At 55.8% G+C, this 26,843-nt stretch carries 30 protein-coding genes; 10 read left to right on the top strand and 20 right to left on the bottom strand.

Going from position 1 to position 26,843, the window contains the following annotated elements; all coding sequences use genetic code 11:
* Window positions 1-18: 18 nt before the first annotated feature.
* Together GFB49_RS02090 and GFB49_RS02085 are read right to left on the bottom strand one after the other, a co-directional pair.
* Window positions 19-1,422, bottom strand: a complete 1,404-nt coding sequence (locus GFB49_RS02090; protein ID WP_153214134.1) for a methyl-accepting chemotaxis protein — start codon at window positions 1,420-1,422, stop codon at window positions 19-21.
* A gap of 64 nt (window positions 1,423-1,486) precedes the next feature.
* Window positions 1,487-1,933 (bottom strand): iron-sulfur cluster assembly scaffold protein, encoded by a 447-nt coding sequence (locus GFB49_RS02085; protein ID WP_153214133.1) that lies wholly within the window; start codon window positions 1,931-1,933, stop codon window positions 1,487-1,489.
* An 82-nt stretch (window positions 1,934-2,015) separates the two neighbouring features.
* Here GFB49_RS02085 and hisI point away from each other — a divergent pair, with 82 nt between their 5' ends.
* The gene (gene hisI / locus GFB49_RS02080) at window positions 2,016-2,393 is read left to right on the top strand and encodes a phosphoribosyl-AMP cyclohydrolase (RefSeq protein WP_153214132.1); all 378 of its coding nucleotides are present in this window, start codon (window positions 2,016-2,018) and stop codon (window positions 2,391-2,393) included.
* Window positions 2,394-2,466: 73 nt separating this feature from the next.
* Here hisI and gluQRS read toward each other — a convergent pair whose 3' ends face one another.
* The 4 genes from gluQRS to GFB49_RS02060 form a co-directional block, all read right to left on the bottom strand.
* On the bottom strand, window positions 2,467-3,309 hold the full coding sequence (gene gluQRS, locus GFB49_RS02075) for a tRNA glutamyl-Q(34) synthetase GluQRS (protein WP_153214131.1): 843 nt from the start codon (window positions 3,307-3,309) through the stop codon (window positions 2,467-2,469).
* Window positions 3,310-3,324: 15 nt separating this feature from the next.
* Window positions 3,325-4,668: a methylenetetrahydrofolate--tRNA-(uracil(54)-C(5))-methyltransferase (FADH(2)-oxidizing) TrmFO gene (gene trmFO / locus GFB49_RS02070; protein WP_153214542.1), complete on the bottom strand. Its 1,344-nt coding sequence runs from the start codon at window positions 4,666-4,668 to the stop codon at window positions 3,325-3,327.
* Between the two features lie 417 nt (window positions 4,669-5,085).
* Window positions 5,086-5,454 carry an adenosylmethionine decarboxylase gene (gene speD, locus GFB49_RS02065; protein WP_153214130.1) on the bottom strand — a complete coding sequence of 123 codons (369 nt, stop codon included), beginning with the start codon at window positions 5,452-5,454 and terminating at the stop codon, window positions 5,086-5,088.
* Window positions 5,455-5,641: 187 nt separating this feature from the next.
* Window positions 5,642-5,872 carry a DUF1127 domain-containing protein gene (locus tag GFB49_RS02060; protein WP_153214541.1) on the bottom strand — a complete coding sequence of 77 codons (231 nt, stop codon included), beginning with the start codon at window positions 5,870-5,872 and terminating at the stop codon, window positions 5,642-5,644.
* Between the two features lie 96 nt (window positions 5,873-5,968).
* On the opposite strand from GFB49_RS02060, the gene GFB49_RS02055 reads away from it, so the two are divergent.
* Entirely contained in the window at window positions 5,969-7,372 is a 1,404-nt protein-coding gene (locus tag GFB49_RS02055; RefSeq protein ID WP_153214129.1) for an aminotransferase-like domain-containing protein, read from the top strand.
* Here the strand turns inward: GFB49_RS02055 and GFB49_RS02050 are convergent.
* Window positions 7,369-7,944 carry a hypothetical protein gene (locus GFB49_RS02050; RefSeq protein WP_153214128.1) on the bottom strand — a complete coding sequence of 192 codons (576 nt, stop codon included), beginning with the start codon at window positions 7,942-7,944 and terminating at the stop codon, window positions 7,369-7,371. The genes GFB49_RS02055 and GFB49_RS02050 overlap by 4 nt on opposite strands.
* Before the next feature lie 283 nt (window positions 7,945-8,227).
* Between GFB49_RS02050 and rplM the strand changes: the two genes are divergently transcribed.
* From rplM to GFB49_RS02030, 4 genes are all read left to right on the top strand, one after another.
* A complete protein-coding gene (rplM, locus tag GFB49_RS02045; protein WP_153214127.1) occupies window positions 8,228-8,686 on the top strand; it encodes a 50S ribosomal protein L13 in 459 nt (152 codons plus the stop codon).
* Between the two features lie 5 nt (window positions 8,687-8,691).
* Complete coding sequence (gene rpsI, locus GFB49_RS02040) at window positions 8,692-9,177, top strand: 30S ribosomal protein S9 (RefSeq protein ID WP_153214126.1); 486 nt, start codon at window positions 8,692-8,694, stop codon at window positions 9,175-9,177.
* A 162-nt stretch (window positions 9,178-9,339) separates the two neighbouring features.
* Window positions 9,340-9,708 (top strand): group I truncated hemoglobin, encoded by a 369-nt coding sequence (locus GFB49_RS02035; RefSeq protein ID WP_153214125.1) that lies wholly within the window; start codon window positions 9,340-9,342, stop codon window positions 9,706-9,708.
* Entirely contained in the window at window positions 9,705-10,769 is a 1,065-nt protein-coding gene (locus tag GFB49_RS02030) for an adenylate/guanylate cyclase domain-containing protein (protein ID WP_153214124.1), read from the top strand. The genes GFB49_RS02035 and GFB49_RS02030 overlap by 4 nt, the downstream gene beginning before the upstream one ends.
* Before the next feature lie 9 nt (window positions 10,770-10,778).
* Here GFB49_RS02030 and GFB49_RS02025 read toward each other — a convergent pair whose 3' ends face one another.
* From GFB49_RS02025 to guaA, 11 genes are all read right to left on the bottom strand, one after another.
* A complete protein-coding gene (locus GFB49_RS02025) occupies window positions 10,779-11,396 on the bottom strand; it encodes a TetR/AcrR family transcriptional regulator (RefSeq protein WP_153214123.1) in 618 nt (205 codons plus the stop codon).
* Window positions 11,389-12,258 (bottom strand): polyphosphate kinase 2, encoded by an 870-nt coding sequence (gene ppk2 / locus GFB49_RS02020; protein WP_153214122.1) that lies wholly within the window; start codon window positions 12,256-12,258, stop codon window positions 11,389-11,391. The genes GFB49_RS02025 and ppk2 overlap by 8 nt, the downstream gene beginning before the upstream one ends.
* An 80-nt stretch (window positions 12,259-12,338) precedes the next feature.
* Complete coding sequence (gene metA, locus GFB49_RS02015; RefSeq protein ID WP_153214121.1) at window positions 12,339-13,277, bottom strand: homoserine O-acetyltransferase MetA; 939 nt, start codon at window positions 13,275-13,277, stop codon at window positions 12,339-12,341.
* Window positions 13,278-13,325: 48 nt separating this feature from the next.
* Window positions 13,326-14,189 carry an ATPase gene (locus tag GFB49_RS02010; RefSeq protein WP_153214120.1) on the bottom strand — a complete coding sequence of 288 codons (864 nt, stop codon included), beginning with the start codon at window positions 14,187-14,189 and terminating at the stop codon, window positions 13,326-13,328.
* A 108-nt stretch (window positions 14,190-14,297) separates the two neighbouring features.
* Window positions 14,298-15,419, bottom strand: a complete 1,122-nt coding sequence (locus GFB49_RS02005; protein WP_246149570.1) for an OmpP1/FadL family transporter — start codon at window positions 15,417-15,419, stop codon at window positions 14,298-14,300.
* Between the two features lie 115 nt (window positions 15,420-15,534).
* Window positions 15,535-16,401 carry a DMT family transporter gene (locus GFB49_RS02000; RefSeq protein WP_343032440.1) on the bottom strand — a complete coding sequence of 289 codons (867 nt, stop codon included), beginning with the start codon at window positions 16,399-16,401 and terminating at the stop codon, window positions 15,535-15,537.
* Window positions 16,402-16,482: 81 nt separating this feature from the next.
* Window positions 16,483-17,244 (bottom strand): glycosyltransferase family 1 protein, encoded by a 762-nt coding sequence (locus tag GFB49_RS01995; protein ID WP_343032439.1) that lies wholly within the window; start codon window positions 17,242-17,244, stop codon window positions 16,483-16,485.
* 84 nt (window positions 17,245-17,328) lie between these two features.
* A complete protein-coding gene (locus tag GFB49_RS01990; protein WP_153214119.1) occupies window positions 17,329-18,036 on the bottom strand; it encodes a sulfotransferase family 2 domain-containing protein in 708 nt (235 codons plus the stop codon).
* 136 nt (window positions 18,037-18,172) lie between these two features.
* On the bottom strand, window positions 18,173-18,445 hold the full coding sequence (locus GFB49_RS01985; RefSeq protein ID WP_153214118.1) for a putative quinol monooxygenase: 273 nt from the start codon (window positions 18,443-18,445) through the stop codon (window positions 18,173-18,175).
* Window positions 18,446-18,449: 4 nt separating this feature from the next.
* Window positions 18,450-19,034 carry an ElyC/SanA/YdcF family protein gene (locus tag GFB49_RS01980; protein WP_153214117.1) on the bottom strand — a complete coding sequence of 195 codons (585 nt, stop codon included), beginning with the start codon at window positions 19,032-19,034 and terminating at the stop codon, window positions 18,450-18,452.
* A 62-nt stretch (window positions 19,035-19,096) separates the two neighbouring features.
* Window positions 19,097-20,656 (bottom strand): glutamine-hydrolyzing GMP synthase, encoded by a 1,560-nt coding sequence (guaA, locus tag GFB49_RS01975; protein ID WP_153214116.1) that lies wholly within the window; start codon window positions 20,654-20,656, stop codon window positions 19,097-19,099.
* A gap of 149 nt (window positions 20,657-20,805) precedes the next feature.
* On the opposite strand from guaA, the gene GFB49_RS01970 reads away from it, so the two are divergent.
* On the top strand, window positions 20,806-21,606 hold the full coding sequence (locus tag GFB49_RS01970) for an endonuclease/exonuclease/phosphatase family protein (protein WP_153214115.1): 801 nt from the start codon (window positions 20,806-20,808) through the stop codon (window positions 21,604-21,606).
* A 130-nt stretch (window positions 21,607-21,736) separates the two neighbouring features.
* Complete coding sequence (locus tag GFB49_RS01965; RefSeq protein WP_153214114.1) at window positions 21,737-23,287, top strand: trimethylamine methyltransferase family protein; 1,551 nt, start codon at window positions 21,737-21,739, stop codon at window positions 23,285-23,287.
* 21 nt (window positions 23,288-23,308) lie between these two features.
* Here the strand turns inward: GFB49_RS01965 and GFB49_RS21155 are convergent, their stop codons facing one another.
* A complete protein-coding gene (locus tag GFB49_RS21155; protein ID WP_281347131.1) occupies window positions 23,309-23,638 on the bottom strand; it encodes a DUF6477 family protein in 330 nt (109 codons plus the stop codon).
* A 228-nt stretch (window positions 23,639-23,866) separates the two neighbouring features.
* On the opposite strand from GFB49_RS21155, the gene GFB49_RS01960 reads away from it, so the two are divergent.
* On the top strand, window positions 23,867-24,916 hold the full coding sequence (locus GFB49_RS01960; RefSeq protein ID WP_153214113.1) for a DUF6456 domain-containing protein: 1,050 nt from the start codon (window positions 23,867-23,869) through the stop codon (window positions 24,914-24,916).
* Between the two features lie 64 nt (window positions 24,917-24,980).
* On the opposite strand, the gene GFB49_RS01955 is transcribed toward GFB49_RS01960, so the two are convergent.
* Complete coding sequence (locus GFB49_RS01955; RefSeq protein ID WP_153214112.1) at window positions 24,981-25,526, bottom strand: peroxiredoxin; 546 nt, start codon at window positions 25,524-25,526, stop codon at window positions 24,981-24,983.
* 353 nt (window positions 25,527-25,879) lie between these two features.
* Between GFB49_RS01955 and lipA the strand changes: the two genes are divergently transcribed.
* On the top strand, window positions 25,880-26,830 hold the full coding sequence (lipA, locus tag GFB49_RS01950; protein ID WP_343032438.1) for a lipoyl synthase: 951 nt from the start codon (window positions 25,880-25,882) through the stop codon (window positions 26,828-26,830).
* Window positions 26,831-26,843: the final 13 nt, after the last annotated feature.

The following is a 26,843-nucleotide window of genomic DNA, read 5'->3' as shown; positions in this document are numbered from 1 at the left end:
GCGGCGGTTTTTTGTGGCCTAGATCTTAAAGGCCAGACGCAGCCCGCCCCAATGGCGTTGGTTCACGTAAATTGGGGCTGACAGGTCTTTCATCATGGCGAACTCACCGCCGCCCATATCGCGGCGATAGACCTGCATCAAAAACGGGGTGAGATTTTGCCCGGCTTTTAGACCCACCCGGTCATCAAAGATTCGGCGATTGCGGCAGTTTGCGGCGTTCCAGACCGGATCCGAGCCTTGCGGCTGTGAGAACTTCTGATTGTGGGTGGGCAGATACCCATTTATGTCGACGGCGGCGCAGAACACCACGCGCGGATCAAGTTCCAACGCGGATTCAAGGATCGGAGGCAGGGTGGAATCCGTCAAACGCGTACAGCCTGCCATGAATTGCTGAGGGTCGGAATTGGGGATTGGTTTGTAGTTGCGATCAAACAGCTCTTCTTGGCGGATGTCAGAAGAAAGCAGCGCCTCGGCAAAGATCTCTCCGATCTCTTGGGCTTTGGTCTGAACAAAATCAATGAACATGCTGTCGCTGGATTGACCGCCCAATGAGACAATCCCTTGCAGCAGGGCCTCAGAGGAGTCAATCAGACTGTCGCTGCGGGCCCGTGCCGTTTGGATCCCTTGCAAGGATTGCGATGATGTGGTGTCGATCAGCGCCAAACCCTCTCCGAACCCTTCCAGCGCGAACTGGGCTGTGTCGGACTCGGATGCGATCCGGTTTGTCTGCTTTTGCACTGTTTGTGCGTGTTCTTCGATATCGGCCAGAGAGTCGTCGATGCTTTGCGACTGTGTGAGGACTTCATCGGCGGACTGACCGATATCGCGGGCCTCGACGCTCAGGTTTTTAAGCCAATCGCCCATAGTGTCGATATTGTCGCTAATGTCGGCTGCAGCTGTTCCCGTGCGTTTGGAAAGCTCGTTAATGGCTTCGGCGACGACCGCAAACCCGCGCCCGGCAGCACCTGCGCGCCCAGCCTCGATTTTGGCGTTGATGGCGAGGATGTTCACTTGACTTGCAATGGATGTGATCTGCGCATTGTCACGCTGCATCGCCACAAGGGTTTCTTCGATGTGTTTGGTGCGTACGGCTAGGGTCTGAACCCATTTTGCGATCTTCTGGCTTTCGACGCTGTTCTCTCGCATGCTGGATGCGGACGTGCTGACGGTAACCAATGTTTCCTCGGCCGTTTGACTCAAGGTGCGAATCGACTCCGCCATACGTGAATTGGCCTGTGTTATCTGGCCTGAGTTTTGCGTAAGCTGGGAAACTGCATTGCGTTGCTCTTTGGAGTGCGCTTCTGTTTGGTCCAGAAACCCTGCAACATCAACGACTTCAAATCCCAATTGGGAAGAGATCCGAGCAAGCGCCGTCAATTCAGCCAGCGGCATCTCGGAATAATATTCTTCTATGTCTCGCATACTGACACCACATCCTGATCAACTTTCGGAGAGTGTGAGGTCAGAGTGTTAACAACCTTTGCACCTAAGCGGTTGCACAATGGTCTCTCATCGCCTCAAGGCAGGCGTCCAATGCCAACATGATCGAGGCATGGCGGTTCTTGAACTCACGTGCGGGGATTAAAACCTCAAGCCCATCAAAAGGCGCATCAGGCGCGGGGCCATCAGAAGTCAGCATATTTTTCAATTGGTTACGCGCTTTCTCGAGATCTTCCAAAGAGCGGCCGATAATCGCGTGACCCACAATTGCCGCTGCGGCCTGGCCCAATGCGCAAGCTTTTACATCCTGTCCAAAGGCCGATATACGACTTTGGTCTATGTTAAGGTCTACACTGACTGTGGAACCACATAGAGGCGAGCGCTTTTTGGCTGTTACATCCGGTGCGGGCAAACGTTCGAGGTGCGGAATGTCAGCGGCAAGCTCTAGGATCTTTTGCGAGTAGAGTTTGATGAGATCGGTTTCTTGCGTCATTGTCGCTCTCTGCCTTCTGGTGGGGCCGGATGGGGCCTTTCCCTACTGTGGGGTTTCTCTTACATAGGATCCCAACCCGCAGATGCAAAAGGTTTTTAACATGTCCTTTGATCCAAATTCATTGCGCTACAATGAGGCCGGTTTGGTGCCCTGTGTGACGCAGGACGCGACAAGCGGCGAGATCTTGATGATGGCTTGGATGAACGCGGAAAGCGTAAAACGAACGCTGGAAAGCCGCAAAGTGACCTATTGGTCGCGCTCGCGCCAAAGCTTCTGGGTCAAAGGTGAAAGCTCGGGCCATACACAAGAGCTGGTAGATTTTCGCGTGGATTGTGACCAGGACTGTGTGCTGGCCTTGGTACGCCAAGAAGGGCCTGCGTGTCACACCTTCCGCCGCAGCTGTTTTTACACCGCCGTGCGCGAGGGGGAAGAAGTCGAGATTATGACGCCGATGCTGTAGCATTGGCGCAAAAGGGCCCTGTGGGCCCTGCCTCCGGCGGAAGTATTTGGAAAAAGATGAAAGCGCCGCCCGTTTAAAGGAGGCCGATCATCCGGCGGATATCCTGGGGGCTGGCGCCTTCGGCGCGAAATTTGGCCAAAGCGCGTGCGTCATCTCGCTTGGCCAGTCGCTTACCGGCATCATCCCGGATCAGGGTGTGATGGTGATAAATGGGCTGTGGAAGGTCGAGCAGTCTTAGCAACAAAACCTGGATCATTGTGAAATCAAAAAGGTCCTCGCCGCGCACTACATGGGTGATCCCTTGGGCGACGTCATCCAACGCAGAGGCCAGGAAATAGGCGATAATGTCTTCGCCTTTGCGGGAGAGAACAACATCGCCGATGTCTGCCAGAGCGCGTTCGGGATTGAGGTGATGCACGGCTTTGGCGGCGGGGCCGGTTTCTTCAAAACACACGTCTTGGTGCGCAAGACGTGACAGGGCCCGGTCCAGATGCAGCCGCAGCGCATCCCCGGGTTTGCGATCCGTGATTGTGCGGTCTTTGCACGTGCCGGGATAAACATCGTGTGATACGCCTTCTTGGGGGGCGGATATGGCGGCCCGGATGTCGGCACGACTGCAGGAGCATGGATAAAGAAGGTCCATGTTTTCAAAGACGTCCAGGTGTTTGTTATAGCTGGTCAACTGTTGAGACTGGCGCAGAACAGGGCCGTCCCAGGTCAGGCCCAGCCAGGTGAGGTCATCGATGACTTGCGCGTCCCATTTCGGTTTGGCGCGCTGAAGATCTGTATCCTCCATCCGCAACAGGAATTCACCGCCTGCGGCGCGGGCCATGTCATGCGCCAAGATGGCGGAATAGGCATGACCCAAATGGAGGGGCCCCGTGGGGGAAGGCGCAAATCGTGTGCGGAAAATCATCGCGCCCTCAATCCTTTACGAGAATTGTTTCAACCAATCGGTCCAGGCGGACTTTGCCCGATCGGTATAGGCTTTGTAACGGTCCTTGCGGCCCCGGCGTCCCCCTTTGAGCCCGTCAACCGGTCGGAACAGGCCGAAGTTCACATTCATGGGCTGGAAGGTTTTGGCCTCTGCACCGCCGGTAATGTGATGGATCAAGGCACCCATGGCGCTGTCCTGCGGGACCTCCGACAGGGGCTGATCAGTCAGTTCCGCGGCGGCCAGGCGACCTGCCAAAAGGCCCATCGCCGCGCTTTCCACATAGCCTTCGACACCGGTGATTTGCCCGGCGAACCGAATGTTGGGCCGTGACTTCAGCCGCATTTGAGCGTCCAGCAAGGTTGGCGAGTTCAGGAACGTATTGCGGTGAATGCCACCAAGACGCGCAAAACTTGCGTTCTCTAACCCGGGAATCATACGGAAAACATCGGTTTGTGCGCCATACTTCATCTTGGTCTGGAAGCCCACGATGTTAAACAATGTTCCCAGCGCATTGTCGCGGCGCAGCTGCACAACGGCATAGGCTTTCTCATCCGGGTTATGCGGATTGGTGAGGCCAACCGGTTTCATCGGACCATGTCGCAGGGTCTCACGTCCCCGTTCCGCCATAACCTCAATCGGCAGGCAGCCGTCGAAATAGCCGGCCGTTTCACCTTCATGGAATTCAGTTTTATCGGCCGCCAAAAGCGCGTCGATAAAGGCCTCATACTGCTCTTTGGTCATTGGGCAGTTGAGGTAAGCGGTCCGCTCTTCCTCGGTCTCACCCTTGTCATAACGGGACTGCATCCAGGCCTGGGACATGTCGATGCTCTCGGCATAGACAATTGGCGCAATCGCGTCAAAGAAGGCCAGGGCCTCGGCGCCGGTCTCTTTTTGGATCGCTTCGCCCAGTGTCGGAGAGGTCAGAGGGCCGGTGGCAAAGATCCAGTGCCCTTCGTCCGGTAGGGCAGTGATTTCCTCATATGAGACTCTAACATTGGGCAAAGCCTTCAATTTTGCGGTCACCGTTTCTGCAAACGGGTCACGGTCCACGGCCAATGCGCCACCAGCGGGCAGGCGGTGTTCATCCGCTGTGGTCATGATCAGCCCATTGGCTTGACGCATTTCCCAATGCAAAAGCCCCACGGCGTTTTGCTCATCATCGTCTGATCGGAAGGAGTTTGAGCAGACCATCTCTCCCAGATTTCCGGTCTGATGGGCAAAGGTCTCCACCTTGGGGCGCATTTCATGCAGCACCACATTCACGCCCATATGCGCCGCCTGCCAGGCGGCTTCGGATCCGGCCATTCCGCCGCCAACAATATGTAATTCCTGTGTCATGGCTGCGACATAGGGCAGGCGGCGTTCAAGCGCAACGGTTGTGACGGTAAAAGCGGGGCAGGAGGGGGCAACGGGAGGGACGGTTTCCTGAAAACGCATGGTGTATTGCAATGTTGCAAAGCACTTCGATTGGCCGCTGCGAAGTTGCCAAGTTTTTCGTCATCTGGGAGGGGGTATTTGGGGCCGCGCTGCGGGAATGTCAGTCCGGGGTGAGAGACCCGGGTGGAGGGACCTTCCGCAGGCGCGGCCCAAATCGTGGCAGGTTTTGAACCTGTGCCCGATCTTTGCCATGATGCTGCCCCAATTGAAAGAGCTGCTATGGAAACAATATGTGCGGATTGGTAAACAAAGGCTAAAAGTTTCGATAAATCTGGCGTTTCACCGTTTGCATTGGTTTTTGCGCGAAAAAGCCCAGGGTCAAAAAGCGGATCGCCGAAGGGCGCGCACGGTCACGTCGTCTGTTTTATAAAGCGATTTGAGGATCGGAATGGCTGCCCAAGGATCTGATTTTCCACACATAAACACATCAAACGCGCCGTACCCCTGGTCGGGCCAAGTATGGGCAGAGATATGGCTTTCCGCCAGCAGGGCCACGCCGGTCAGGCCGTTGGGTGAAAACGGATGAATGTGATGATGCAGCAGGGTTGCGCCGCAGGCTTCGATTATTGCATGAAATGCCTGCACCAACAGCTCTGGGTCGTTCAGCCCGTGCCCGTTTCGCAGATCTACGATCAAATGGTGACCGTCCTGAGCGTAGCATTTCGATGTGGGTGTTTGACACGACATGCGGCGGCAATATCCAACTGTGGCACTTCATCAATCGCACCATATGCCTGCGCAGGAACGGCTGCAACGATGGTACTTTGAACATATTCATTGTGCCAATTGTATCGTTTGCGTTCTGCCTTTGCGCAATGACATAAAAAAGAGGCCGGAGAAACTCCGGCCTTAAAGTGGTTCTGGCGTCTGGGGATCAGGGGCGCCAGAACGGAAGAGTGCTTTCATGCCGCGCCTGGTCTTCGCTAACGCCAATATCCTTTAGAATATAAGCATCTAGCTTCCCCAGTTGCTGGCGTGTGCGTTGGCGCAGTCGCCATTTCGTCACCACAACAGCAAAGGTAATCGCCATCTGCGCAGGCATAGGCAGCGCCGTACGTTCCATCAGGAAGTTCAAATGCGGGTGGTGCTTTGCGATGTATGTCATGGTGAGATGCTCCATTTGTACCATTACAATACTGAGCTCTTGCTCGTGGCTATCAGGTACAATATATTTCTCATAAAAGTCCAAGGAAGGATTGTGATGGGTACAATGTGGAGTGCAGATCTTGGTGCCAAATCCGGTCCAAAGTACCGCAGGGTGGCCGAGACTATTCGTGGCGCAATCGATGCGGGCACGCTGAGCGTTGGCACCAAACTGCCGCCGGTGCGTGAATTGGCCTATCAGTTGTCCATCACGCCTGGAACAGTTGCGCGCGCCTATAGTGTGCTGACGGATGAAGGTATCCTGGTGGCAGAGGTTGGTCGCGGTACCTTTGTGGCTGAAAAAATGACGGCGCTTCAGGATGATGTCTGGTCGCGCCAGCTGCATATTCAGGAAGAACGGGACCCGAAACACGTCAGCCTTTTTAGCCCGCGGATCGCGGATATGGGGCAGGTGGCGGCGATCCGCGAGGCCATGCATAAAATCGCGGATTGCGACCCGCATAAATTGCTGAACTACCCGACCCGAGATGGATATGCACCGGTGCGCACTGCCGTGGCCAAGTGGCTGTCCAAAGCGCCAATTGGTCCGGTGCGAGAGCGGGATATTGTGTTGACCCATGGGGGACAAAACGGGTTGATGATCACAATGCAGGCCTGTTTGCGCGGTCCCAGCCCGGTTGTTATGGTCGAAGACCTCGCCTATGCCGGGTTCCGTCGCGCTGCGGATATGCTGCGTACCAATGTTGTGGGCGTTGCGATGGACGAACACGGCATTCGCCCCGATATTTTGGAACTAATGATCCGGAAAACTGGCGCAACGGTGCTTTGTACCAGCCCAGAGGTGCACAATCCGACCGGATTGTTCACCCCGTTGGAGCGCCGTCTGGAAATTGTCGAGGTGGCCCGCCGCCACAATGTTCAACTGATCGAAGATGATTGTTACCGTCTGGGTCAAGCACAAGCGCCGTCGTATCGTTCGCTTGCACCCGAGCTTGGGTGGTATGTCACATCCTTGTCCAAGCTCCTCACCCCGTCTTTGCGTGCGGGGTTTGTTGTGGCACCGGAGGGCGGTGTGAATATCCTGCGCCGGGCGGCGGAATACAGTTTCTTTGGCCTGGCACAGCCGATGGCAGAACTTATCCGCATTTTGCTGACGGATCCCCGCATGCCGCAGCTGATGGACGACGTGCGCACGGAAATGGCGCGTTATGTGCGTGTGGCCGTGAATGCGCTTGGCGGGTTTGACATCAATTGGAGCCCGGATGTGCCTTTTATCTGGCTGCGCTTGCCTGCGGGCTGGCGGGCGGGCCCATTTACCCGTGCGGCCGAAGCGGAAGGTATTCAGATCCGTTCAGCCGACGAATTCGCCCTGCGCGATGGTCGCGCGCCACATGCGGTGCGTATTGCGGTGAACGCCCATGTGTCCATTCGTAAGTTTGAGGATGCAATGGTGCGGCTGCGCGGTTTGCTGGACAATCCGCCGGAGCAAATCAGCGGTTAAGGGGCCGCTGGCGCGGGATCTTCGGTAGGAAAGGGCGCGTATTCAGCGGGGCTTTCAGAGTCTGGGTACAAGGTGATTTGAGGAATAGAGTAAACCCAAACATCGCGGTTGGCCGCAATTCTGGCAGTCAGGGCGGCGACCAGCAATCCGGTGGGCGTTGGGTGGCCGAACACCGGAGTATTGGGGACCGGTGAAATGCTGACACCGCCCTGCAAGTCCCCTTGGACACATTTCAACGTGCCCCGCGTCGGGCGTGAGGTGAATTTGGGAAGGGCCAGTGCGCGGGGCGTGGTGAATGTCAGGATGAATTCAGCCGTCTCTATGACGCATTTGGCGTGTTTGATCTCAACCCGTTCATCTGGCGAGGGGCCAAGCGCCCGGTCAAATTGTTCAACGCCTTCCCCTGGCACATAAGATCGGATTGTCACCTCTTGAAACCCGGTGATCCGTTTGTTGTTGATTCCTGGGTTTTTGATCGCCACGGTGACCGGCGGCGTATCGACAGGGGCAACCGGATTACACGCAGCCAAAAGACAGAAAGCCAGGACTGCTGCGCCAGCGGGGTAGGACAAAGGGCTTCTCCACAAAAACTCCGTTGTGATACAAGCCCGTCCCGGCCCGAGCAAGCGTTTTGGCGCAATCGGCCGGGGCGATTTGGGTTTTTACGCCAAATTCGGGGTGAGCAGGGTGATTTTCTGGGGTATAATAATACCTAAATTATAACCACATAAAAACAAACAATAAAATCATTATTTTTGTCATTGACCGAGGTTGGGAGAGCCCTTAAACCCCCTCCATCGAATTCAGGTGCAGGCCGCTGCGCTGCATCTTCACGACAAACAGGATTGACCTGATATGAAAACCTTCTCTGCTACACCAGCAGACATCGAGAAGAAGTGGATCATCATCGACGCCGAGGGCGTGGTGCTGGGCCGTCTTGCCTCGATCGTCGCCATGCGTCTGCGTGGCAAGCACAAGCCGTCCTTTACTCCGAATATGGATATGGGCGACAACGTCATCGTGATCAACGCCGACAAAATCCAAATGACCGGCAAGAAACGTGACGAGAAATTCTACTGGCACACCGGCCACCCGGGCGGCATCAAGTCGCGCACCAAACAGGAGATCCTGGAAGGTGCACATCCGGAGCGCGTTGTGTTCCAAGCGGTCAAGCGCATGCTGCCAGGCAACCGCCTGTCCCGCAAGCAAATGACCAACCTGCGCATCTATGCCGGCACCGAGCACGGCCACGACGCACAGAGCCCCGAAGTTCTGGACGTTAAGTCCATGAACAAGAAAAACACCCGGAGCTAATATCAATGGCTGATCAGATCACTACTCTTGAAGAGCTGAGCGCCGTTGCAGGCGTTGAAACCACCGTCGAAGAGCTGGCACCGCGTGAGCCGGTCCGTGACGAGCTGGGCCGTTCCTATGCCACCGGCAAGCGTAAAGACGCTGTGGCCCGCGTTTGGATCAAGCCGGGTTCCGGCAAGATCGAAGTGAACGGCAAAGAGATGAGCAAGTATTTTGCCCGTCCCGTTCTGCAGCTGATCGTACGCCAGCCGTTTGGCGTTGCGGGTGTTGAAGGCGAGTTTGACGTATACGCAACCGTAAAAGGCGGCGGTCTGTCCGGCCAAGCGGGCGCGGTCAAGCACGGCATCTCCAAGGCGCTGCAGCTGTACGAACCCTCGCTGCGTGGCGCATTGAAAGCCGCTGGCTTCCTGACACGCGACAGCCGTGTTGTTGAACGTAAGAAATTCGGCCGCCGCAAAGCGCGTCGTTCCTTCCAGTTCTCCAAGCGTTAATCGCTGGCGTTCACGGCAAAGATTTTCGAAAGAGCCCGCCACGTGCGGGCTTTTTTTTTTGTCGATCGCGGGCACTGTGAGGCTATCGTATGGTCAGTATCCAATAAAGTGAAACGGCCCTATACTCGGATTATGTGTTTTTCCTGAGTTTCGGTGTTTTAGATGGCCACTAGCCTTTACGAAAAATACGGCGGCTTTAAAACGGTGAGCCGCGTTGTCATCACTTTTTATGAGTTGGTGCTTGATTCAGACCTGGTGGGGCATCATTTCGAAGACATCGACATGCCCCGTCTGATCGATCATCAGACCAAATTCATGTCGTCACTGCTGGGCGGGCCTGCCTCGTATGGAGATGAGCGGCTGCGGGCCGTGCATCATCATCTCAACATCAGCCATGCAGAGTTTGACGAGATCGGCGCGCTGTTGCGTGAGGCGCTTTTGCTGCACGGGATGGATGAAGGCGACATTGACATCGCGTTGCAAGCGGTTGAAACCAAACGCGGAGTCATCGTGGCCCGCTCTGCCGCATGAGCATTGCCTCGATCAACGAACAGCTGTTGCGCGCCATTGGGGTAGGTGTCGCCTTGGTGCGGGCGCGGGACCTGACCTTTGTGTTTCACAACCAACCCTTTGCGGAATGGTTCGGCACGCCCGGTGAAACGGCAAAGCTGACCGAAGTTATCGAGGCGTTGCAAGACGCGGATCTGAGCGATTTGGATACCAATGGTCTTCGCTTCTCATCCGAGGTGAAGATTAAACGCAAACGCCGCACATTGGTCTTTGCTATCAATATTTCTGTCACCCGCGAAGCCGGTGATCCGCTGTTGGTGGTGGAGTGTCAAAACATCACGCGCATTCGTGAATTGGAAAGCATGATCGACAGCTATTCCACCATGGTGGAACGCAACACGCGTGCGTTGGAGCGGGAAAAGGAACGGGTGGAGCGTCTGCTGTTAAACCTGATGCCCCGCTGCGTCTATGAGGAGTTCAAAACCTTTGGCGTGGTGACCCCACAGCTTTACCCGCAGGTCTCAGTGGTGATGCTGGATTTTGTCAACTTCACCGATTTTGCCGCGCGGACCGATCCCACGGTGACCCTCGGAGAGCTGAACGACATCTTTACCGCCTTTGACCGTATCGTCGAACAATTTGGATGCGAGCGGATTAAGACAATTGGGGATGCCTATTTGGCGGTTTCAGGCATGCCCGAAGCAAATCCCGACCATGCCACCGCAGTGGCACATTGCGCGACACGGTTCCTGCGGTATCTGGAGCGGCGCAATCTGAGCCACCCGCATAAATGGCACGCGCGGGTGGGGCTGGCCTGCGGTGCGGTTGTGGGCTCTGTGGTTGGGGTGCAGAAATATGTCTATGACGTCTTTGGTCCCGCAGTGAATTTGGCCGCACGGTTGCAGGTCCACGCGGACCCGATGACAATTGTCGCGCCGCAATCCATGGAGGAGGCGCTGGCGGATGAGTTTCGCACCGATGCGTTAGGGGCTGAGGATTTAAAAGGACTTGGTCAGGTGGATATGGTGCAAGTGGTCAAACCATTGGGCGAACCTGTCACGCGCCCACGTTTTCCGCGCTGAGGTCAGATTTCACTGATCCGGATCGATCAATCCCAATCCGCGCAGGTAAATGCCGATCCCGCTTTCCAGCAGGTCCTCGGGCGCAAAAGGGGCGGTTGCGCCGGGGGCGTTGCGGGCAAACAGCTCGACCACACCATGGCTCATGGCCATGATATGGGCGGAAAACATCGAAGCCGGCGGGCGTTTGTCTTCGGGGATATGTTGGCTCAGATCACTGGCAGCGCGTTCCAGAATGGCACGGGCACGGGCGGCGGCCTCGGCCAGTTCCGGCGTGCGATTAACTGAAATCCCGCTTTCAAACATCGCGATGTAATGGCCCGGATGTTTTCGTGCAAACGCCAGATAAGCGCGCCCCGTCGCTTCGAAGGCAGCCAGCGCCGAGGGTTGATACTTGTCATAAGCGTGCTGCATCAGATCGGCAAACATGGCAAAGCCCTGCCGCGCGGCCTCGGCAATCAGATCCTCGCGCCCCTCGAAATGGCGATAGACGGCTGCCGGCGTCACCCCTGCTAGCTTGGCCGCTTCAGAAAGGGTGAACCCCGTTGGTCCTTTGATTTCAACCAGTTGCAACGCCGCTTCCACCAGCGCCTGGCGCAGATTGCCGTGGTGGTAGCCGCGTTTAGCCATCCCAGAGGTCCGGCCCACCACAGATCAGCGCATCACAAAACCCCAGTGCGCTTTCGTCCTTGTTGTCATATTCCACCTGGCCCAGCACCGTGCAGATCGCTGCCAGCCGCGCACGGCGTTTGTCGTCTGATCGCACAATCGTCCAGGGCGCAACCAACGAATGGCTGCGGTCCAGCGTCTCCTGGATCGCTTTGGTATAATCGTCCCACTTGGCCAGACCGTTTACATCTACGGGGCTGAGCTTCCACTGTTTCAACAGATCGTTTTCACGGTCCATGAACCGGCGTAGCTGTTCAGCGCGGCCAACATTAAGCCAGAATTTGAACAGTTTGATCCCGTCATCCACCAGCGCCTCTTCAAAACCGCGGACCTGGTGAAAAAAGCGCTCCCGTTCCTGATCGGTACAAAAGCCAAACACTTTTTCGACCACACCGCGATTGTACCAACTGCGGTCAAAAAATGTAATTTCTCCGGCTGACGGCAGATGTGCGATGTAGCGTTGGAAGTACCATTGCGTCTTTTCTGCATCCGTCGGTTTGGGCAGGGCCACAACCCGCGCCCCACGCGGGTTCAGGTTTTCGCGAAACCGCTTGATTGTACCGCCTTTTCCGGCGGCGTCGCGGCCTTCCAGCACAATGGCAACCCGTTTCCCGCGCGCCTTGATCGAGGCCTGCATTTTGACCAATTCGATCTGAAGGCCTTCAATCGCCTTTTCATAGGCTTTGCGGGGCATCCGTTCATCATAGGGGTATGACGGGTTCAGGATCTTTCCTTTTGCCGCCGTTTTGATCGCCTTGTGCACCTCTTTGGGGGCTTCGTTTTTGTAGTAGTTGCTGATCGCACCATCAAACGGCAGGGACATGGTAAAACCTCCTGTTTTCAAGGCCCAAGCATAGACCAAGCCGCGCAGGAAGGGAAACCCCGCGGCGTCAAGGCTGGTGTCTACGCCCGCAGGTCCGTGCTTTCCTGGCCGATTTTGGACAGATCAAATGTCGTGGTCTGATAAATCTCACTGATCCAATTGCCATAAAGCAGATGCGCATGGCTGCGCCAGCGGTTCATCGGCGCCTGTGTCGGGTCATCATCCGGGTAATAGTTCATCGGCACGTCAATCGGCGTGCCGCTTGCAACGTCCCGGTCATATTCCTGTTTCAGCGTGTCACTGTCGTATTCAAAGTGGTTAAAGATATAAAGCGCACGATGCGCCGGATCTTCGACCAGACAGGGGCCAACCTCGGCACTGCCCAGCAGGGTCCGCAGGCCGGGGCGGGCGTTGATCTCATCCTGGCGCATCTCGGTCCAGCGGCTGACGGGAATTACGCAATCATCTGAAAACCCACGCAAATAAGGCGACGCCGGGTGCAGGTTCTGGTGGCGATAGCAGCCAAAGTATTTGGCATCCAAAAGGTGCTTCTTGACCCCGTGGAAATAATTGATCATCGCCATGCCGCCCCAGCACACACCAAAGGTGGAATGCACATTGGTCTGGGTCCAATCAAAGATTTCGCGCAGTTCGTCCCAATAGGTAACGTCCTCAAATGGCAGATGTTCAATGGGCGCGCCGGTGATGATCAGACCATCAAACTTCTGATCTTTTACCTCTTGGAACGGGCGATAGAATTCGGCCATATGCGCTGCGGCAGTGTTTTTCGTCTTATGCTCCGTCATCCGGATCAGCGACAGTTCGATCTGCAACGGGGTGGCCCCGATCAGACGGGCAAACTGGTTCTCCGTCTGGATCTTTTTCGGCATCAGATTCAAAAGCGCAATCCGGATCGGGCGAATATCCTGCCGGGCCGCTTGATCCGGCGACATGACCATCACGCCCTCGTTCGTCAGAACGTCAAAGGCAGGTAGATCGGATGGGATCTTGATGGGCATGGGAATGCGGTCCTTTTGGATTCGATTAGAGACCGGAAAATAGGCAGGCTAGCCGCGTCTCTCAAGAGCTTTGGCGATCAAACTCTCGAAATCCATCGCAGTTTTTACCTGACTTATTTCATCTGCGGTAACCGTGACGCCCCAGTTTTCAGCCATGGCCTGATACCGCGGCTGACGATGGGCCAGCGCCTGGGCATAGGTCCAGCGGATAAAATCATCCGGATTGACGCGGTCCTCGGTCAGGTTGTGTTGATCCAGATAGGTGGTCCAGGCCCGTTCCAGAAATTCTGGCTGATACGACATCGGTTTGGGCGCGCGGTCAAAGCGACGCACCAGCTCTTCGGTGTGGGCGTCATCTCCCTTGATCCAGATCATCAACGTCTGTTTGGACAGCTCTGTCAGGATGGGATCATTGGGATCAGTGGCATCCACCCATTCACAGATGGACCCGCCGCTGTCGCAAATGAAATTCGGGTAGTCATACAGGGTTTGCGAGCGGGTGATGAAATACTCCGTATCCATCAAGGCGCGAATCTCAGCCTGCCGGAATTGTTCCTGGCGTTTGGCGTATTCTTCCATCGGCAGACCACCCAGTTCGGGATTGCCGGGCTTGCCCAGATAGGCCGCGACCGGGGTCAGGTTTTCAAAGCTGATGTTGGAACCGATGTAGATCGAGTCGGACAGCAACAATTCGCGCAGAAACGGCACTTTCATCGCCTCTGCTTTGGCATTGTCGGCGATAAACTCGCCCATGTACCGGGTGCCGATCCGGTAATCGATGGAATAATGGAACCACGTGCCCGCGCTGCGCAGGACGTTGGACACATAGGTCTTGCCCAGACCGGACATGCCAAAGAATAAGATCCGCTTGTTTGGCGCGTCGCGCCAGGATTGGGCTGTGGGGTAAAGCATCGGCTGGTCGTTCCTGTTGGTCTCAGGACTTGCTATCCAGCGCAGAGGTTTGGGTCAATGCTTGGCCAGCTGCGACACTTGAAAATCGCAACTGGCCCCGCGCTGCTCTTAGAAGGAAAACCCAACCTTAAAGCCAAGGCTTACAGCATCGCTGTCTTCAAAACTGGCCCGAACCGTGCCGCCGCGGGGGGCGGCCAGCGCATTGCCGAGCTTGGTGTAGCGGATGCCGCCAGAGATGCGCATATTGTCCTTTTCATACCGCACACCCAGGGTAATCGCCTGATGCCCATGAACCGGAGAGAGCGGCGAGACAATGTTGTCGCCTTCCACATTGTCATAGGAAAACGACAAGGACCCCACCCAGTTTTCATTGAACCGGCGGGCCACACCGATGGAATAGGTCACCGAATTATCCAGGTTGATCAGATCCCCGCCTAGCGCTGGTGGCACCAAATCGGTGACCGAATGATCCGCCCATCGCACGTTCGCCAGCAGTAGGGTTTTGGGGGCAATCCCGGTTTGGAAATCCACATTTACCGATTGCGCCGTGGTGGCAGGCCGGGTGACCGTGCCATTTACAACGCCAAGCGCGGTGCGTTCAGTGGTCTGGAAATTGTGGTCCACTTCGGAGTTATAGGTCACGGCCAGACGCATGGCGATGTCGGGGCGCTCATAGGCACCACCCACCAGCCAACCGGTGCCGCCATCGCGGTCAAGCGAGACGCTGTAGCCATTGGCCGGCCCATAGGCGAGCCCGCTGAGGGTGATGTCGCCTGAAATCTCTTGATAGCGGATCCCGCCGTGGACGCTCCAGTTTTCGTTGAACTTATAGCGCAGGATCCCGGTGATGGCGTCCGAATCCGCAAAAGCCCGCGTGCCACCCAGCATTGAAGTTGTGTTGCCGACGACGCCGGGAAAAGCAGTATTGGCGCCCCACGGCTTGTCATAGATCAGCGCAGCCGACAGCTGTTCGGTCAATTGCAGCTTCAGCCCTGCACCCGGCAGGTTGAACCCACCCAATGTGTCGCCTGTGTCAGTACCAAAAGTGGCATCTGTGCCATGGCCGGTGGGATCCGTGCGGCCAAAGGAAAACTCAACATAGTTTCCTTCTTCAAACAGGATGCCAATGGGTTGGTTTGTGCGATCGAGCCCGGCAGCTGCGGCCGGATCGACGGACGCAAGCTGCACAAGAAGTGTCGGCACAAACGCGCCGAGCATGGTCTTTTTCATTGTTTTCCTCCCTATACGGCAACCTTTTGGGGAGCCGTTTCGTGAAGGTATTTCGACCAAACTGCGGCGATCAACGCTAACCCAAGGTAAAGAGATATGTTTTGTAAATGTTTCGTTACGTCTTTTGGGGGCGCGAAGACATAATGTTCAAGTAGTTTCCTGCAAAAATCACGGCAGCACCGCAGATAATCCAGAAATCCAGGACTTCGCCATAAAGAAACGCGCCAACAACTGCGATTGCGGGCAGGCGGGTAAAATCAATCGGCATCACAACCGCAACCGGAGATAAGGCCAGGGCGCTGGACAGGCAGAAATGCGCGCAAACGCCGCCGACGCCGATCAGCACCAGCCACGGCCAGGTCTCAGCTGTGGGCCAGGTGACCTGGCCGTCAAACCCCGCACCAACCGCGCCCAGCACCATTTGCATCAAGGTCAGCCAGAACATAATCGACGCCACACTTTCCACACGGGTGAGCCGTTTGGTCAAAAGCCCTGTGAGCGCAAAGAAAACAGCCGAAGCCGCTGCGGTCGGCACGCCCCAGGTCATTTCGCCGACGCCAGGGCGGGTCACCATCAAGACGCCGACAAAACCGATCATGGCAGAAGTCAGCTGAACCCGCGTGATCCGATCCCCCAGAAACAGAGGTGCCAAAAAGATAGCCCACAAGGGGGAGGTGAACTCCAGAGCAAAAACCTGCGCCAGTGGTGCGATGGCTATTGCAAAAAACCAAAGGTTTTGACCGGTGAAGTGAAACACATTGCGAAAGGCATGGGTTCTCAAGTTCGATCGGGAAACGGTTTTCCATTGCCCTGTCACCGTCAAAGCGGCCGCAACCAGCGCAAATCCTGCGATGCTGCGAAACGCCATAATCTCAAACGTGTCATGCACCGCGCTGATTTCGCGCCCCGCCACGGCCATAACCGAGAACGAGATGATCGTGCCCGTCATCCAGGCGATTGTCTTTAGAAGTGTCTTGTCCACGCGTCAGGCTCCCCTTGGAGCGCACCAAAGCCTCACAAACAAGGAGGGTCAAGATGAAACACGCCCAAACCGGGAAAGGAACTACATGATTTCGCGCAGCAACTCGGACTGCGGGCGCTGCATGATGGTCTCTTGTGCTGTGGCCCCCAGCGTGGTCAACGCGTCTTTGTCTTCCAACAGTTCGACAACTTGATCCGACAACTGATCGTATGGCGCGCATAAAAGCCCTTGGCGATAGAAATCGTCCATTTTTGTTGTTGGATTCAATTCGCTGGCAACGGGTATCCCATTGGTCATCAAATAAAAAACTCGAACAATCTCAAAAATCTCAGAGTCAAAATAGTGTAGGTTTAACACCAAACGCGACCGGGCGATCCATTCGTCCCGCGCGTTGCCAAAGACGCCATGCAAAAACTTGACCTTGAGACCTTGTGCCTCAAGCTCCAGAAGCGCTGCTTTACGGCGTTCATTCAGGCAGCCGTAAAACAACACGTCCACAGGTTTCTCCTGTTGCAGCTGAATGCGGTTCAGTTCTTCCTGATAGCCCAGTTTGAGCTTTTCCACCCGCTTAACACCAAAGTCCTGAAGGTAGCCGACGTTGCTGTCGCTGTAATCCCACAGCGTGAAATCGTTGGAGAACCAGTTCAAGATGTTCTCGTTCCAATCGCTGTAGACGCCACCCAATTGTTCGGTGTTCAAGATGATTGTGTCGCTGGGAAGCTGGCTGGCAACATCCGCCGACAACAGGTAAACACCAATCATAATGTTCCGGGCAGAGGGATCTGTGCTGTTGACCTGAATCTCGGCCTCATGCCCAAGGTCGCGTAGCCCGTAAAGCAGCACATCCGCAATCTCAAGAAAAGCGCCGGACTGGACATAGTTGTCAGGTGCTTTTCGGCAAATGTTGAACTTTCGTGCCGTGGTTGTTTAACCCGCTGCGCGCATATCTGATTGTTGGACGTCCGGCTGCGTGTCAGCCTTATGAGTAATTTCGCGGTGATACCCAAAATTGTCGAAGTCCATCGCGTAGATCTTATAAACTAGGGTTCGCGCTTCGTCGCTGAGCTTCAGATCCTCGGGGCTCAACCCGTTGCTTTTGCTTACACGATTGCTGTGGGTTACATCCCGGCGTGTGGCATTGCCAAAGAGCACCGCATCGATGAAGGCCTTGGCGTGTTCTGTGCCGCTGTCTTCCAGCTTGAACACCTGATAGTTCGCGCCCGGATAGAAGAAGCCGGATTGCGGATAAAAGTGATTATCCATCCAGCCTTTGGTCAGGTAATTGTCAGCCAGCCTGGTTTTGACAAATGTGTCCATGCTTTCATCGCCGATGGTCTTTTCGCGTAGGCACTGATGCTTATAGGCGCTTTCGAGCCGGGACATCGGATGACACACGATTGCTAAGAACGCGATGAAAAAATCATGCGGAAACAACCGCCCGCTGGGTTCGCCGTCAATATGCTGGGTTGAAGAGACGTTCCAATGCTGCTCGGATGGCTGGGCAACATACAGCTGGTCGACAAAAGCCATGCTGACATCGTTGAGGCCTGCAACATAGCGCTCAACCGAGGTGCCGCCGCATTTTGGGATATGGGCAAAGTGCAGCAGAACGTCTTTGTATTTTATCACCGGCATGTTGCGCCTCCTACCAGATGTCGCACCACCAACCCGGTGTCGGGCGTTTGATGCTTTTTCCCGGAAAATTTGGCACAAACTGTTTAACTCTTCTCAAAATGCGGCAGGAAGACTGACGGGCGTATTCCAAACGGGTCTAGCGGGTTATCGTATAGTTGCGCGCAATGCCCTTGGTGACTTCGGCCCAGGGTGATTGCGCTGTTCTGGTCTGATGATTGTCAAACGCAGCTTGGTCCACAAAGGTTTCAAAAACCTCAAACCGTCCTGGAACGCTGGGGTGTGGCGTAACATCGAAAGTCAAACATCCAGGCTCTGCGCGGGTCAGGCGGATGTGGTCGACCAAAGCCGTTTCCACGGCAGCCAATCTGTCCAGTGGGACGTCGATGTATCCGTTCAGCGTGACCGTCATTATATTACTCTACAATCCAATGGCGCGCCGACGGGGGAATGCCAAAGACACCCGCCATTGAGTAGATGGGTGCGCGCATACCATTGGCCCAGATTTTGACGGTTTCCGCGATCAGTAAGCCCTGCGGAATATCTCCCCAGGTCAGATCCGGATCAGCAGCCAAAAGCTGTATATTGTGCGCGCCTGCCCATAGGAACGACAACGCAGACCGGGGCAGGTGGAAACTGTCGGTGACCAGGATCAAGTCCTGCGTGTGTGGTAGCTTGGGTAAAGTAAAGAGGGCATTCTGAAGCGTGGATTCTGACAGGTTCTCCACCACAATGGCCTGTTCCGGAACCCCCAGCTGGCGCGCCAAATCGGCCATCTGCGCTCCGGTGGGTGGGGCGTCATGGGACGAGTTGCCGCCAGTGAAAGCCAAAACCGGCGCAACCCCCGCGTGATAGGCCGCAATACACCGCCGTGCGCGGGTTTCAGTAACGCGTCCCATGGTGCCATCGGGCTTGAGGCCAGCGGCCAAACAAACAATCGCAGAGGCAGGGCGCAGATCTTCAAACCGTTGGGAAGGCCAAAGATAGGTCCAAGTATTCACAGCCCCATACGTCAAAAGGCCGAGGAGAACCCCGGCCTTTGTAAGCCGTAAAATGCGGCGACTTATTCCCACTCAATCGTTCCCGGAGGTTTCGAGGTGATGTCATAGGTGCAGCGGTTGATGCCTTTGACTTCGTTGATGATCCGGGTTGCGGTTTCACCCAGGAACTCATGGGTGAAAGGGTAATAATCCGCAGTCATACCATCCACGGAGGTCACCGCGCGCAGGGCGCAGGCATAATCATAGGTGCGACCATCGCCCATCACGCCCACGGTGCGCACCGGAAGGATCGCCACAAAAGCCTGCCAGATCTCATCATAGAGACCGTGCTTGCGGATCTGGTCGATATAGACAGCATCCGCCTCGCGCAGGATCTCCAGCTTTTCGCGGGTGATCTCGCCGGGGCAGCGGATTGCAAGGCCCGGTCCGGGGAAGGGGTGGCGGCCGATAAAACTCGAAGGGAGGCCCAACTCGCGACCGAGCGCGCGGACCTCATCCTTGAACAGCTCACGCAGGGGCTCGACCAGTTTCAGACCCATCTTTTCCGGCAGGCCGCCCACATTGTGGTGCGATTTGATCGTGACAGACGGTCCGCCAGAGAAGGAGACGCTTTCGATCACATCCGGGTAAAGCGTGCCCTGTGCCAGGAATTCCGCACCTTCGATGGTGTCGGCGTGTTTCTGGAACACGTCGATGAACAGCTTGCCGATGATCTTACGCTTGGTTTCGGGATCGGATTGGCCGTCCAGTTCACCCAGGAACAGCTCTTGTTCGTCGGCGTGAATGAGCTGCATGTTGTAATTGTCGCGGAACATGGTGACGACCTCTTCGGCCTCACCCTTGCGCAACAGGCCGTGGTCGACAAACACACAGGTCAGCTGGTCGCCGATCGCTTCGTGGATCAGAACAGCCGCCACCGAACTGTCAACGCCGCCCGACAGGCCACAGATCACCTTTTTGTCGCCAACCTGCTCGCGGATCTTCTCGATCATCTGCTCGCGGTAGGCACCCATGGTCCAGTCGCCCTTGAAACCTGCCAGTTTGACAAAGTTTTCATAAAGTTTGGCGCCATTGGGGGTGTGATGCACTTCCGGGTGGAACTGCACAGCGTAAAAATGACGCGAGACATCGGCGGTGATTGCAAAGGGCGCATTGGGGGAGGTGCCATAGACCTCAAACCCCGGTGCGATCTCCGACACATGGTCCCCGTGGGACATCCAGACCTGCTCGTCACCGTCTGCAAACCAACCGTCGAGGATATCAAGGCTGTTTTGTGGGGTCACATAGGCGCGGCCAAATTCTGCGGTGCCATGACCGCTTTCGACGCGGCCGCCCAACTGGGTCATCATGGTCTGCTGGCCATAGCAGATGCCCAGGATCGGCACGCCATAATCAAAGATCTCCTGCGGCGCGCGCGGGGAGCCTTCGCGGGTAACACTGTCTGGCCCACCAGAAAAGATCACGGCTTTGGGCGCAAAATCACGCACAAATTCCATGGATACATTCTGGTAGGGATGAATTTCGCAATAGACATTCAGCTCGCGCAAGCGACGCGCAATCAGCTGCGTTACCTGGCTGCCAAAGTCGATGATAAGAAGGCGGTCGTGGGATGTCTCTGTCATGGCTGGGCCATAGGCGGAAAAAGGGGTTTTCGCAAGAGTGAAGGGCAGGGAGGCCGGGAATTTCTGCGCAGTTATGCAATCACGAATGTCAAATCACCTTTAAGTTGATAAGCTACAGTGTAGTTGTTTTGGGTTGAAAGGGTTTTGCTATGCCGAATTTTGAACATGCGTTGATGCGGATTGCTGTGTGGAATCTTGCAGGATTTGGCGGTATTTCCAGCGAACGCTTTGCAAAACAGGTCGAAGGTCTTGCGCTGCTGGATGCAGAGCTGGTGACCTTGGTCGAAGTAAACCCCGTGACCTATATCCATCGCCTGGCCGAGGGTCTGCGGGAGATGGGTCTGAACTACGACGCGACAATTTTGCAGCAAGAAGGCGATTTACACATTGGCTTTTTGCACAAACAGGGGATCACGGTCGAAAACCCGAACCTTATTCCTGGCTCCAATGGGGATTACGACGGCGGTCGCAAAGCGATAGAAGTGGATGTCAAATGCGGGAAATTCTCTGCTCGGCTGATTGGGGTGCATTTGAAGTCCGGTCGGGACAGGGACGAACAGCAACTTCGGGACAGCCAATGCAAGGTTATTGGCGCGCATATCGCGACATTGCGTGAAACACCCGGAACCCAGCGCAAGACAATCCTGTTGATGGGTGATTTCAATATGATCCCCGGCCAAGATGTCAGCAATTTTCACCATCTGGGAGGAGATGATCTGATGGATTTTGTCAGTTGCTGGGATTTGCAGGACCGATTTTCCCATATCCTTGAAAAAGGACGAGCCAACTTGCTGGACGGCTTCGCGGTGTCGCGCACCTATGCGACAGACTATATCCGGGGCAGCCTGCGTCTCTTTCCGATGCATTGGACCATGAACATGGGGCGTGAGCACTTCAAAGATGAAGTCTCGGACCATCTGCCCTTTGTGGCCAGTTTCAAACTCTACTGACTTTAAGATTTTGGCATCTTTGCTGTAATATGTCGCTTTTTAACCCGATGCGCCGCAAATTAACGGCGGCTGGATCAGGGGCTTGTCTATGTGTTTTCTAAATAACAAGACCTTTGCTGAGGAAAAACACATGGCTGAAGCTGAAAAAGCGCCACGTCGGCGTGCACGTGGCGGCGGAGGGGCCGCCCGTCGTGCGGAACGTTCGGCGGTCAAGTTTGACACCGCAAAATACATTGAGCGCAATGTTCCGAACTTTGAGGTGTTGGACGAGGCTGCGCTTCAGGCGATCGAAGCCAATGCAGAAACCGTATTGGAAGAAATCGGTGTAAACTTTGCCGATAACCCCGCGGCGCTGGATCGTTGGCGCGCCGCTGGCGCGTCCGTGGACGGCGAACGGGTGCGTATTCCCCGTGGGCTAGCCCGGAAATTGTGTGAAACGGCACCCAGCCAATTCACCCAGCACGCCCGCAACCCAGAGAAATCCGTGGTCATCGGCGGTAACAATCTGGTTCTGGCGCCTGTTTACGGACCACCCTTTGTGCGAGATGCCAAAGGTGGACGGCGCTATGCGACGCTGGATGATTTCCAGAAGTTTGTGAAGCTTGGGTATATGTCACAATGGTTGCACCACTCGGGCGGGACCGTTTGTGAACCCACGGATGTTCCGGTGACCAAACGCCATCTGGACATGATGCTTGCCCATATGACGCTGTCGGACAAACCCTTTATGGGCTCTGTGACCGAGCCGAGCCGGGCGCGGGATTGCGTGGAAATGTGTGAAATCCTGTTTGGCAAGGAATTCGTGCAGGACAACACCGTGATGACCTCGCTCATCAATATCAACTCGCCGCTCACCTTTGACGACGTGATGATGGGCGCGTTGGAGGTTTATGCTGAAAACAACCAGGCCTGTATCATTTCGCCCTTTATCGTTGGTGGGGCCATGGCGCCGGTGTCGGTTGCAGGCACGTTGACTCAGGTTCTGGCCGAGGTTCTGGCGGGTGTGGCCTACAGCCAGCTGATCCGTCCGGGGGCTCCGGTGATCTTTGGGGCCTTTGTCTCGTCGATCGACATGAATTCGGGCGCGCCGACCTTTGGGACACCTGAGGCGTCTTTGGTGACTTATGGCGCTGGGCAGCTGGCACGGCGTCTGAACCTGCCGTTCCGTTCGGCCGGATCCTTCTGCGGCTCGAAACTGCCGGATGCGCAGGCGGCATATGAGACCGCGAATTCTTTGAACATGGGTCTGCTGGCAGGTGTGAACTTCATGCTGCACGCCTGTGGCTGGCTCGAAGGCGGTCTGGTGGCGGATTTTGAGAAATTTGTCATGGATGCAGACCAGCTTGGCACGCTGCATGGTCTGGCCAAAGGGGTTCAGGCGGATGAAGACGCACTGGCGCTGGATGCCATCCGCGAGGTGGGTCCGGGCGGCCACTACCTGGGCTGCGCCCATACGCAGGCGAACTTCAAATCTGCCTTCTGGAAATCCGAGCTGTTGGATTACAAACCCTTTGAGACTTGGGAAGAAGAAGGCGCGCGCGATACCTATGCACTGGCCACCAACCGGGTGGACCAATTGCTGTCGACCTACCAACAGCCGCCGCTGGATCCTGCGATCAAAATTGCTTTGGACAGTTATGTTGCGGACAAAAAGGCATCCCTGCCGGACGCTTTTAGCTGATCCGCGACAGGCTGTATTGAATTAAGAAACTGGGCGCGTCTCCGATCGGAGTGCGCCCATTTTTGCATGTTGAGAGTTCAAATAGGTCTCACACTCACACAAAAGCGCAATAAGCACGTCGATGTGGCGCGCGTATGTATAACCGGGCGTCCCGCTTGTGCGATGGTGATTCAGATTGTTCTCCAGGTCCAGTAGCCGGATCATCGCCGCAGTTGTTTTGGGCGGCTCTGTGACCTGTAGAATGCGGCATAAGTCATTGACTCCGCAGTAATCCTTCTGTCCAGATCGTGCGGCCCTCATGAGGAGCCGCGGCCGTTTTAATGCGGTTATGCGCGTGAGAAGATCCTGCATATTTGTTCCCTTCAAGATCGAATGATGGGAAGCTAGCACAGCTAAAACGGGTGTTGCGGAGAGCCGCATGCGGGCGTGCGCTGCATTTAATGTTGATTGATAATGTTTTGGAAAGAATTGGGACGCTCGTGACAAACCGCGAGCGTGGGACGGGAGGCCAGAGCGGCATGGCGGCCTTGCCGCTGGGGCTGGGGTGACGATTGCACAAGAAAACTGGGGCAAAGTTCAATGCAAACAATAAACGTGACCCGGGTGCCGCGTTGGGTGCCTGAAGATGCTCGGCGATACTTGGAACATACCGAACATGGGCGTTCGATCCGGCAAATCGCCCGGCTTGCGGGCTGCCACCCGTCTACGGTGATGCGACAGGTCCGCCGAATTGAAACACTGCGGGATGATCCGTTGATCGACAGTGCGTTAGAGGTGATTTCTGATCTGATGTCGGCCAAGCGCGACGGCTTTGGCTTTGGCCAGCCACAGGATGCGCAAACCGACGGCAGCGTACCGCATCATCGACTGCTGCAGGTGCTGGGCTGGCTTAATCGATCACAGGCTGTTTTGGCCTATGCGCATGGGATGGAACGCGCTGTAATTGTGTGTGGCGAGCATGAAAAGATGAGTGTCGACAAGCAAGTAGCGGGCGAAGTTGCGCTGCGGGGTTGGATCGCATGTCTGAGCGCAGGACGGATTTCACGTTATCAGATCTCGGACGAGGGGCGCACCGAGTTGTCGCGCATGATGGCGGAACAGGAGAACCAGGCCCGCATGCGCAAGGAGGCAGGGTTTGCAGAGGCGGCCGTGGGCTTCTGCCACGCGGGTGCAGGGCGTCGCGAACGACCAAAACGCCTGCGCGCGCAGTGCAATGACACGCCTTTGTTGATGCTGGCCCGCCTCAGCGATCGCAATGGCGCGCCGTTTCTGACGGATGATCTGGTTCGGGCCGGTGAGCGATTGCGAGAAGATTTTGAATTGGCGCAAATCGGCGACCACGTGGAGGCTGCGCGTCAGGCTTTTGCTGATGGGTGCGAACCGGTGCCGTCAGGAAGTTTCCCACCAACGCAGGACGTGCAACAGCGCGCGATGGAGGCTTTGAACGCACTTGGGCCCGGTCTGAGTGATATTGCCATACGGTGTTGCTGTTATCTGGAAGGGTTGGAAACGGCTGAAAAACAGCTCGGCTGGTCCGCGCGATCGGGAAAAGTTGTCTTGCGCATCGCGTTGCAACAGCTCAAGGCGCATTATGATCAAGTGGCAGCACGCCAGATGATGATTGGCTGATAAGGCGATGAAAAAGGGCGCTCCAATGGAACGCCCTGATCTGCATTTTTATGCGTAAAGAACCTTAGACGGCTTCTGCTGTGGTCTCTTTCAGGTGCTTCAGCAGGGTCTCGGGCGAGGAAACGCCATAAGGATCTTCGGCGTGGTTGTCGGACAGGCCTGGCTCTTCGAACCATGCTTCCACAACACCGTCGTTGACGATGGCGGCGTAACGCCAGGAGCGAACGCCAAAGCCCAGATTGTCCTTGGCTACCAGCATGCCCATTTTGCGGGTGAATTCGCCGGAACCATCAGGGATAACGCCAACGTTTTCCAGGTTCTGGGATTCGGCCCATTTGTTCATGACAAAGCTGTCATTGACCGACATGCAGTAAATTGCGTCGATGCCTTCTGCTTTGAAGTCGCCAAAGCCTTTTTCAAAGCCTGGCAGCTGGTAGGTGGAGCATGTCGGGGTGAATGCGCCCGGCAGCGAGAACAGGATTACGCGCTTGCCTGCAAAGTAATCAGCGGTGGTCTTGTCTTCCCAGCGGAACGGGTTCGGGCCTTCAATCGACTCGTCGCGTACACGGGTGTGAAAGGTCACGTCGGGGAGCTTTACGCCAGCTTTCATGTTTATCTCCATTGGTTCCACGAAACAGCTTCGGCGACGGATTTATAACGTTTCTAAATCAACCGCAATCAATGATTTCCGTCACGCGCGGAACTGTTACTGCTGCAGCGCAGCATGGTAAAAATTGACGATTTCTAGTGCCTTAGTGCTGAAGTTTCGACCATGCAGAAAACCTTTCTGCAGGTGCGAGTTTGTTTTGCGCATTGCGGTATCAGAAATGCATGTCACCCATGCGCTGTGCGCAATGCTCGCGCTTTGGGCGGGTGTCATTTTGGAAATTCCGTGTTAGATTACACGGTGAACCCGGCCTGATCCTTAAATTTGCAGTTCGGCCCAAGCGAAAGAGTACACGCGTGAGAGACCTCAAGATCCCTGAGCAGCGCCATCCGGAAAAAGCGCATCGCCCTGACAATGCACAGCCGAAAAAGCCAAGCTGGATCCGTGTAAAAGCGCCAGGCGGCAAAGGGTATGCGGAGACGCATAAGATCATGCGGGAAAACAACCTGGTCACGGTCTGCGAAGAGGCGGGATGCCCAAACGTTGGCGAGTGCTGGAGCCAGGGTCACGCCACCATGATGATCATGGGGGAGATCTGTACACGCGGCTGCACCTTCTGCAACATTGCAACCGGTCGCCCCGATGCGCTGGATGTGTTTGAACCGGGCCGCGTGGCCCATGCGGTGGAAAAACTGGGGTTGAACCACGTTGTGATCACCTCGGTGGACCGCGATGATTTGAACGATGGTGGCGCGGATCACTTTGCCCAAACCATTCGCGCGGTGCGTCACCGTTCGCCCAGCACAACAATTGAAATCCTGACGCCCGACTTCTTGAAATGCGCGCCAGAGGTGCTTGAAACGGTTGTCGAAGCCAAACCGGATGTGTTCAACCACAATCTGGAAACGGTGCCCGGCCTTTATACCGAAGTGCGCCCCGGTGCCCGTTACTTCCATTCGCTACGTCTGTTGCAGCGCGTGAAAGAGCTGGATCCGTCGATCTTCACCAAATCCGGCATTATGGTTGGATTGGGTGAGAAAGAGGTGGAAGTAAAGCAGGTGATGGATGACATGCGCGCGGCGGATGTGGATTTCCTGACCATTGGTCAATATCTGCAGCCGACCCCAAAACACCACCACGTGGATCGCTTTGTCACGCCTGAGGAGTTTGAGACCTATGAGAAGGCCGCATTTGGCAAAGGCTTCCTGATGGTTTCGGCCACGCCATTGACCCGCTCATCCTATCATGCGGGTGATGATTTTGCTCGTCTGCGCGCCGCGCGAAATGAGAAGCTGGGCCAAGCTTAAGTTTGAAATCAAG

The organism is Tritonibacter litoralis (genome assembly GCF_009496005.1).
Taxonomy (GTDB): Bacteria; Pseudomonadota; Alphaproteobacteria; order Rhodobacterales; family Rhodobacteraceae; genus Epibacterium; species Epibacterium litoralis.
This window is presented reverse-complemented; position numbering and strand designations above follow the sequence as displayed.

Coding starts and splice junctions, on each gene's coding strand:
- GFB49_RS02090 (WP_153214134.1), bottom strand. CDS start 1,422: ATGCGAGACATAGAAGAATATTATTCCGAGATGCCGCTGGCTGAATTG.
- GFB49_RS02085 (WP_153214133.1), bottom strand. CDS start 1,933: ATGACGCAAGAAACCGATCTCATCAAACTCTACTCGCAAAAGATCCTA.
- hisI (WP_153214132.1), top strand. CDS start 2,016: ATGCAAAAGGTTTTTAACATGTCCTTTGATCCAAATTCATTGCGCTAC.
- gluQRS (WP_153214131.1), bottom strand. CDS start 3,309: ATGATTTTCCGCACACGATTTGCGCCTTCCCCCACGGGGCCCCTCCAT.
- trmFO (WP_153214542.1), bottom strand. CDS start 4,668: ATGACACAGGAATTACATATTGTTGGCGGCGGAATGGCCGGATCCGAA.
- speD (WP_153214130.1), bottom strand. CDS start 5,454: ATGTCGTGTCAAACACCCACATCGAAATGCTACGCTCAGGACGGTCAC.
- GFB49_RS02060 (WP_153214541.1), bottom strand. CDS start 5,872: ATGACATACATCGCAAAGCACCACCCGCATTTGAACTTCCTGATGGAA.
- GFB49_RS02055 (WP_153214129.1), top strand. CDS start 5,969: ATGGGTACAATGTGGAGTGCAGATCTTGGTGCCAAATCCGGTCCAAAG.
- rplM (WP_153214127.1), top strand. CDS start 8,228: ATGAAAACCTTCTCTGCTACACCAGCAGACATCGAGAAGAAGTGGATC.
- rpsI (WP_153214126.1), top strand. CDS start 8,692: ATGGCTGATCAGATCACTACTCTTGAAGAGCTGAGCGCCGTTGCAGGC.
- GFB49_RS02035 (WP_153214125.1), top strand. CDS start 9,340: ATGGCCACTAGCCTTTACGAAAAATACGGCGGCTTTAAAACGGTGAGC.
- GFB49_RS02030 (WP_153214124.1), top strand. CDS start 9,705: ATGAGCATTGCCTCGATCAACGAACAGCTGTTGCGCGCCATTGGGGTA.
- GFB49_RS02025 (WP_153214123.1), bottom strand. CDS start 11,396: ATGGCTAAACGCGGCTACCACCACGGCAATCTGCGCCAGGCGCTGGTG.
- ppk2 (WP_153214122.1), bottom strand. CDS start 12,258: ATGTCCCTGCCGTTTGATGGTGCGATCAGCAACTACTACAAAAACGAA.
- metA (WP_153214121.1), bottom strand. CDS start 13,277: ATGCCCATCAAGATCCCATCCGATCTACCTGCCTTTGACGTTCTGACG.
- GFB49_RS02010 (WP_153214120.1), bottom strand. CDS start 14,189: ATGCTTTACCCCACAGCCCAATCCTGGCGCGACGCGCCAAACAAGCGG.
- GFB49_RS02005 (WP_246149570.1), bottom strand. CDS start 15,419: ATGAAAAAGACCATGCTCGGCGCGTTTGTGCCGACACTTCTTGTGCAG.
- GFB49_RS01990 (WP_153214119.1), bottom strand. CDS start 18,036: ATGCCGGTGATAAAATACAAAGACGTTCTGCTGCACTTTGCCCATATC.
- GFB49_RS01985 (WP_153214118.1), bottom strand. CDS start 18,445: ATGACGGTCACGCTGAACGGATACATCGACGTCCCACTGGACAGATTG.
- guaA (WP_153214116.1), bottom strand. CDS start 20,656: ATGACAGAGACATCCCACGACCGCCTTCTTATCATCGACTTTGGCAGC.
- GFB49_RS01970 (WP_153214115.1), top strand. CDS start 20,806: ATGCCGAATTTTGAACATGCGTTGATGCGGATTGCTGTGTGGAATCTT.
- GFB49_RS01965 (WP_153214114.1), top strand. CDS start 21,737: ATGGCTGAAGCTGAAAAAGCGCCACGTCGGCGTGCACGTGGCGGCGGA.
- GFB49_RS21155 (WP_281347131.1), bottom strand. CDS start 23,638: ATGCAGGATCTTCTCACGCGCATAACCGCATTAAAACGGCCGCGGCTC.
- GFB49_RS01960 (WP_153214113.1), top strand. CDS start 23,867: ATGCAAACAATAAACGTGACCCGGGTGCCGCGTTGGGTGCCTGAAGAT.
- GFB49_RS01955 (WP_153214112.1), bottom strand. CDS start 25,526: ATGAAAGCTGGCGTAAAGCTCCCCGACGTGACCTTTCACACCCGTGTA.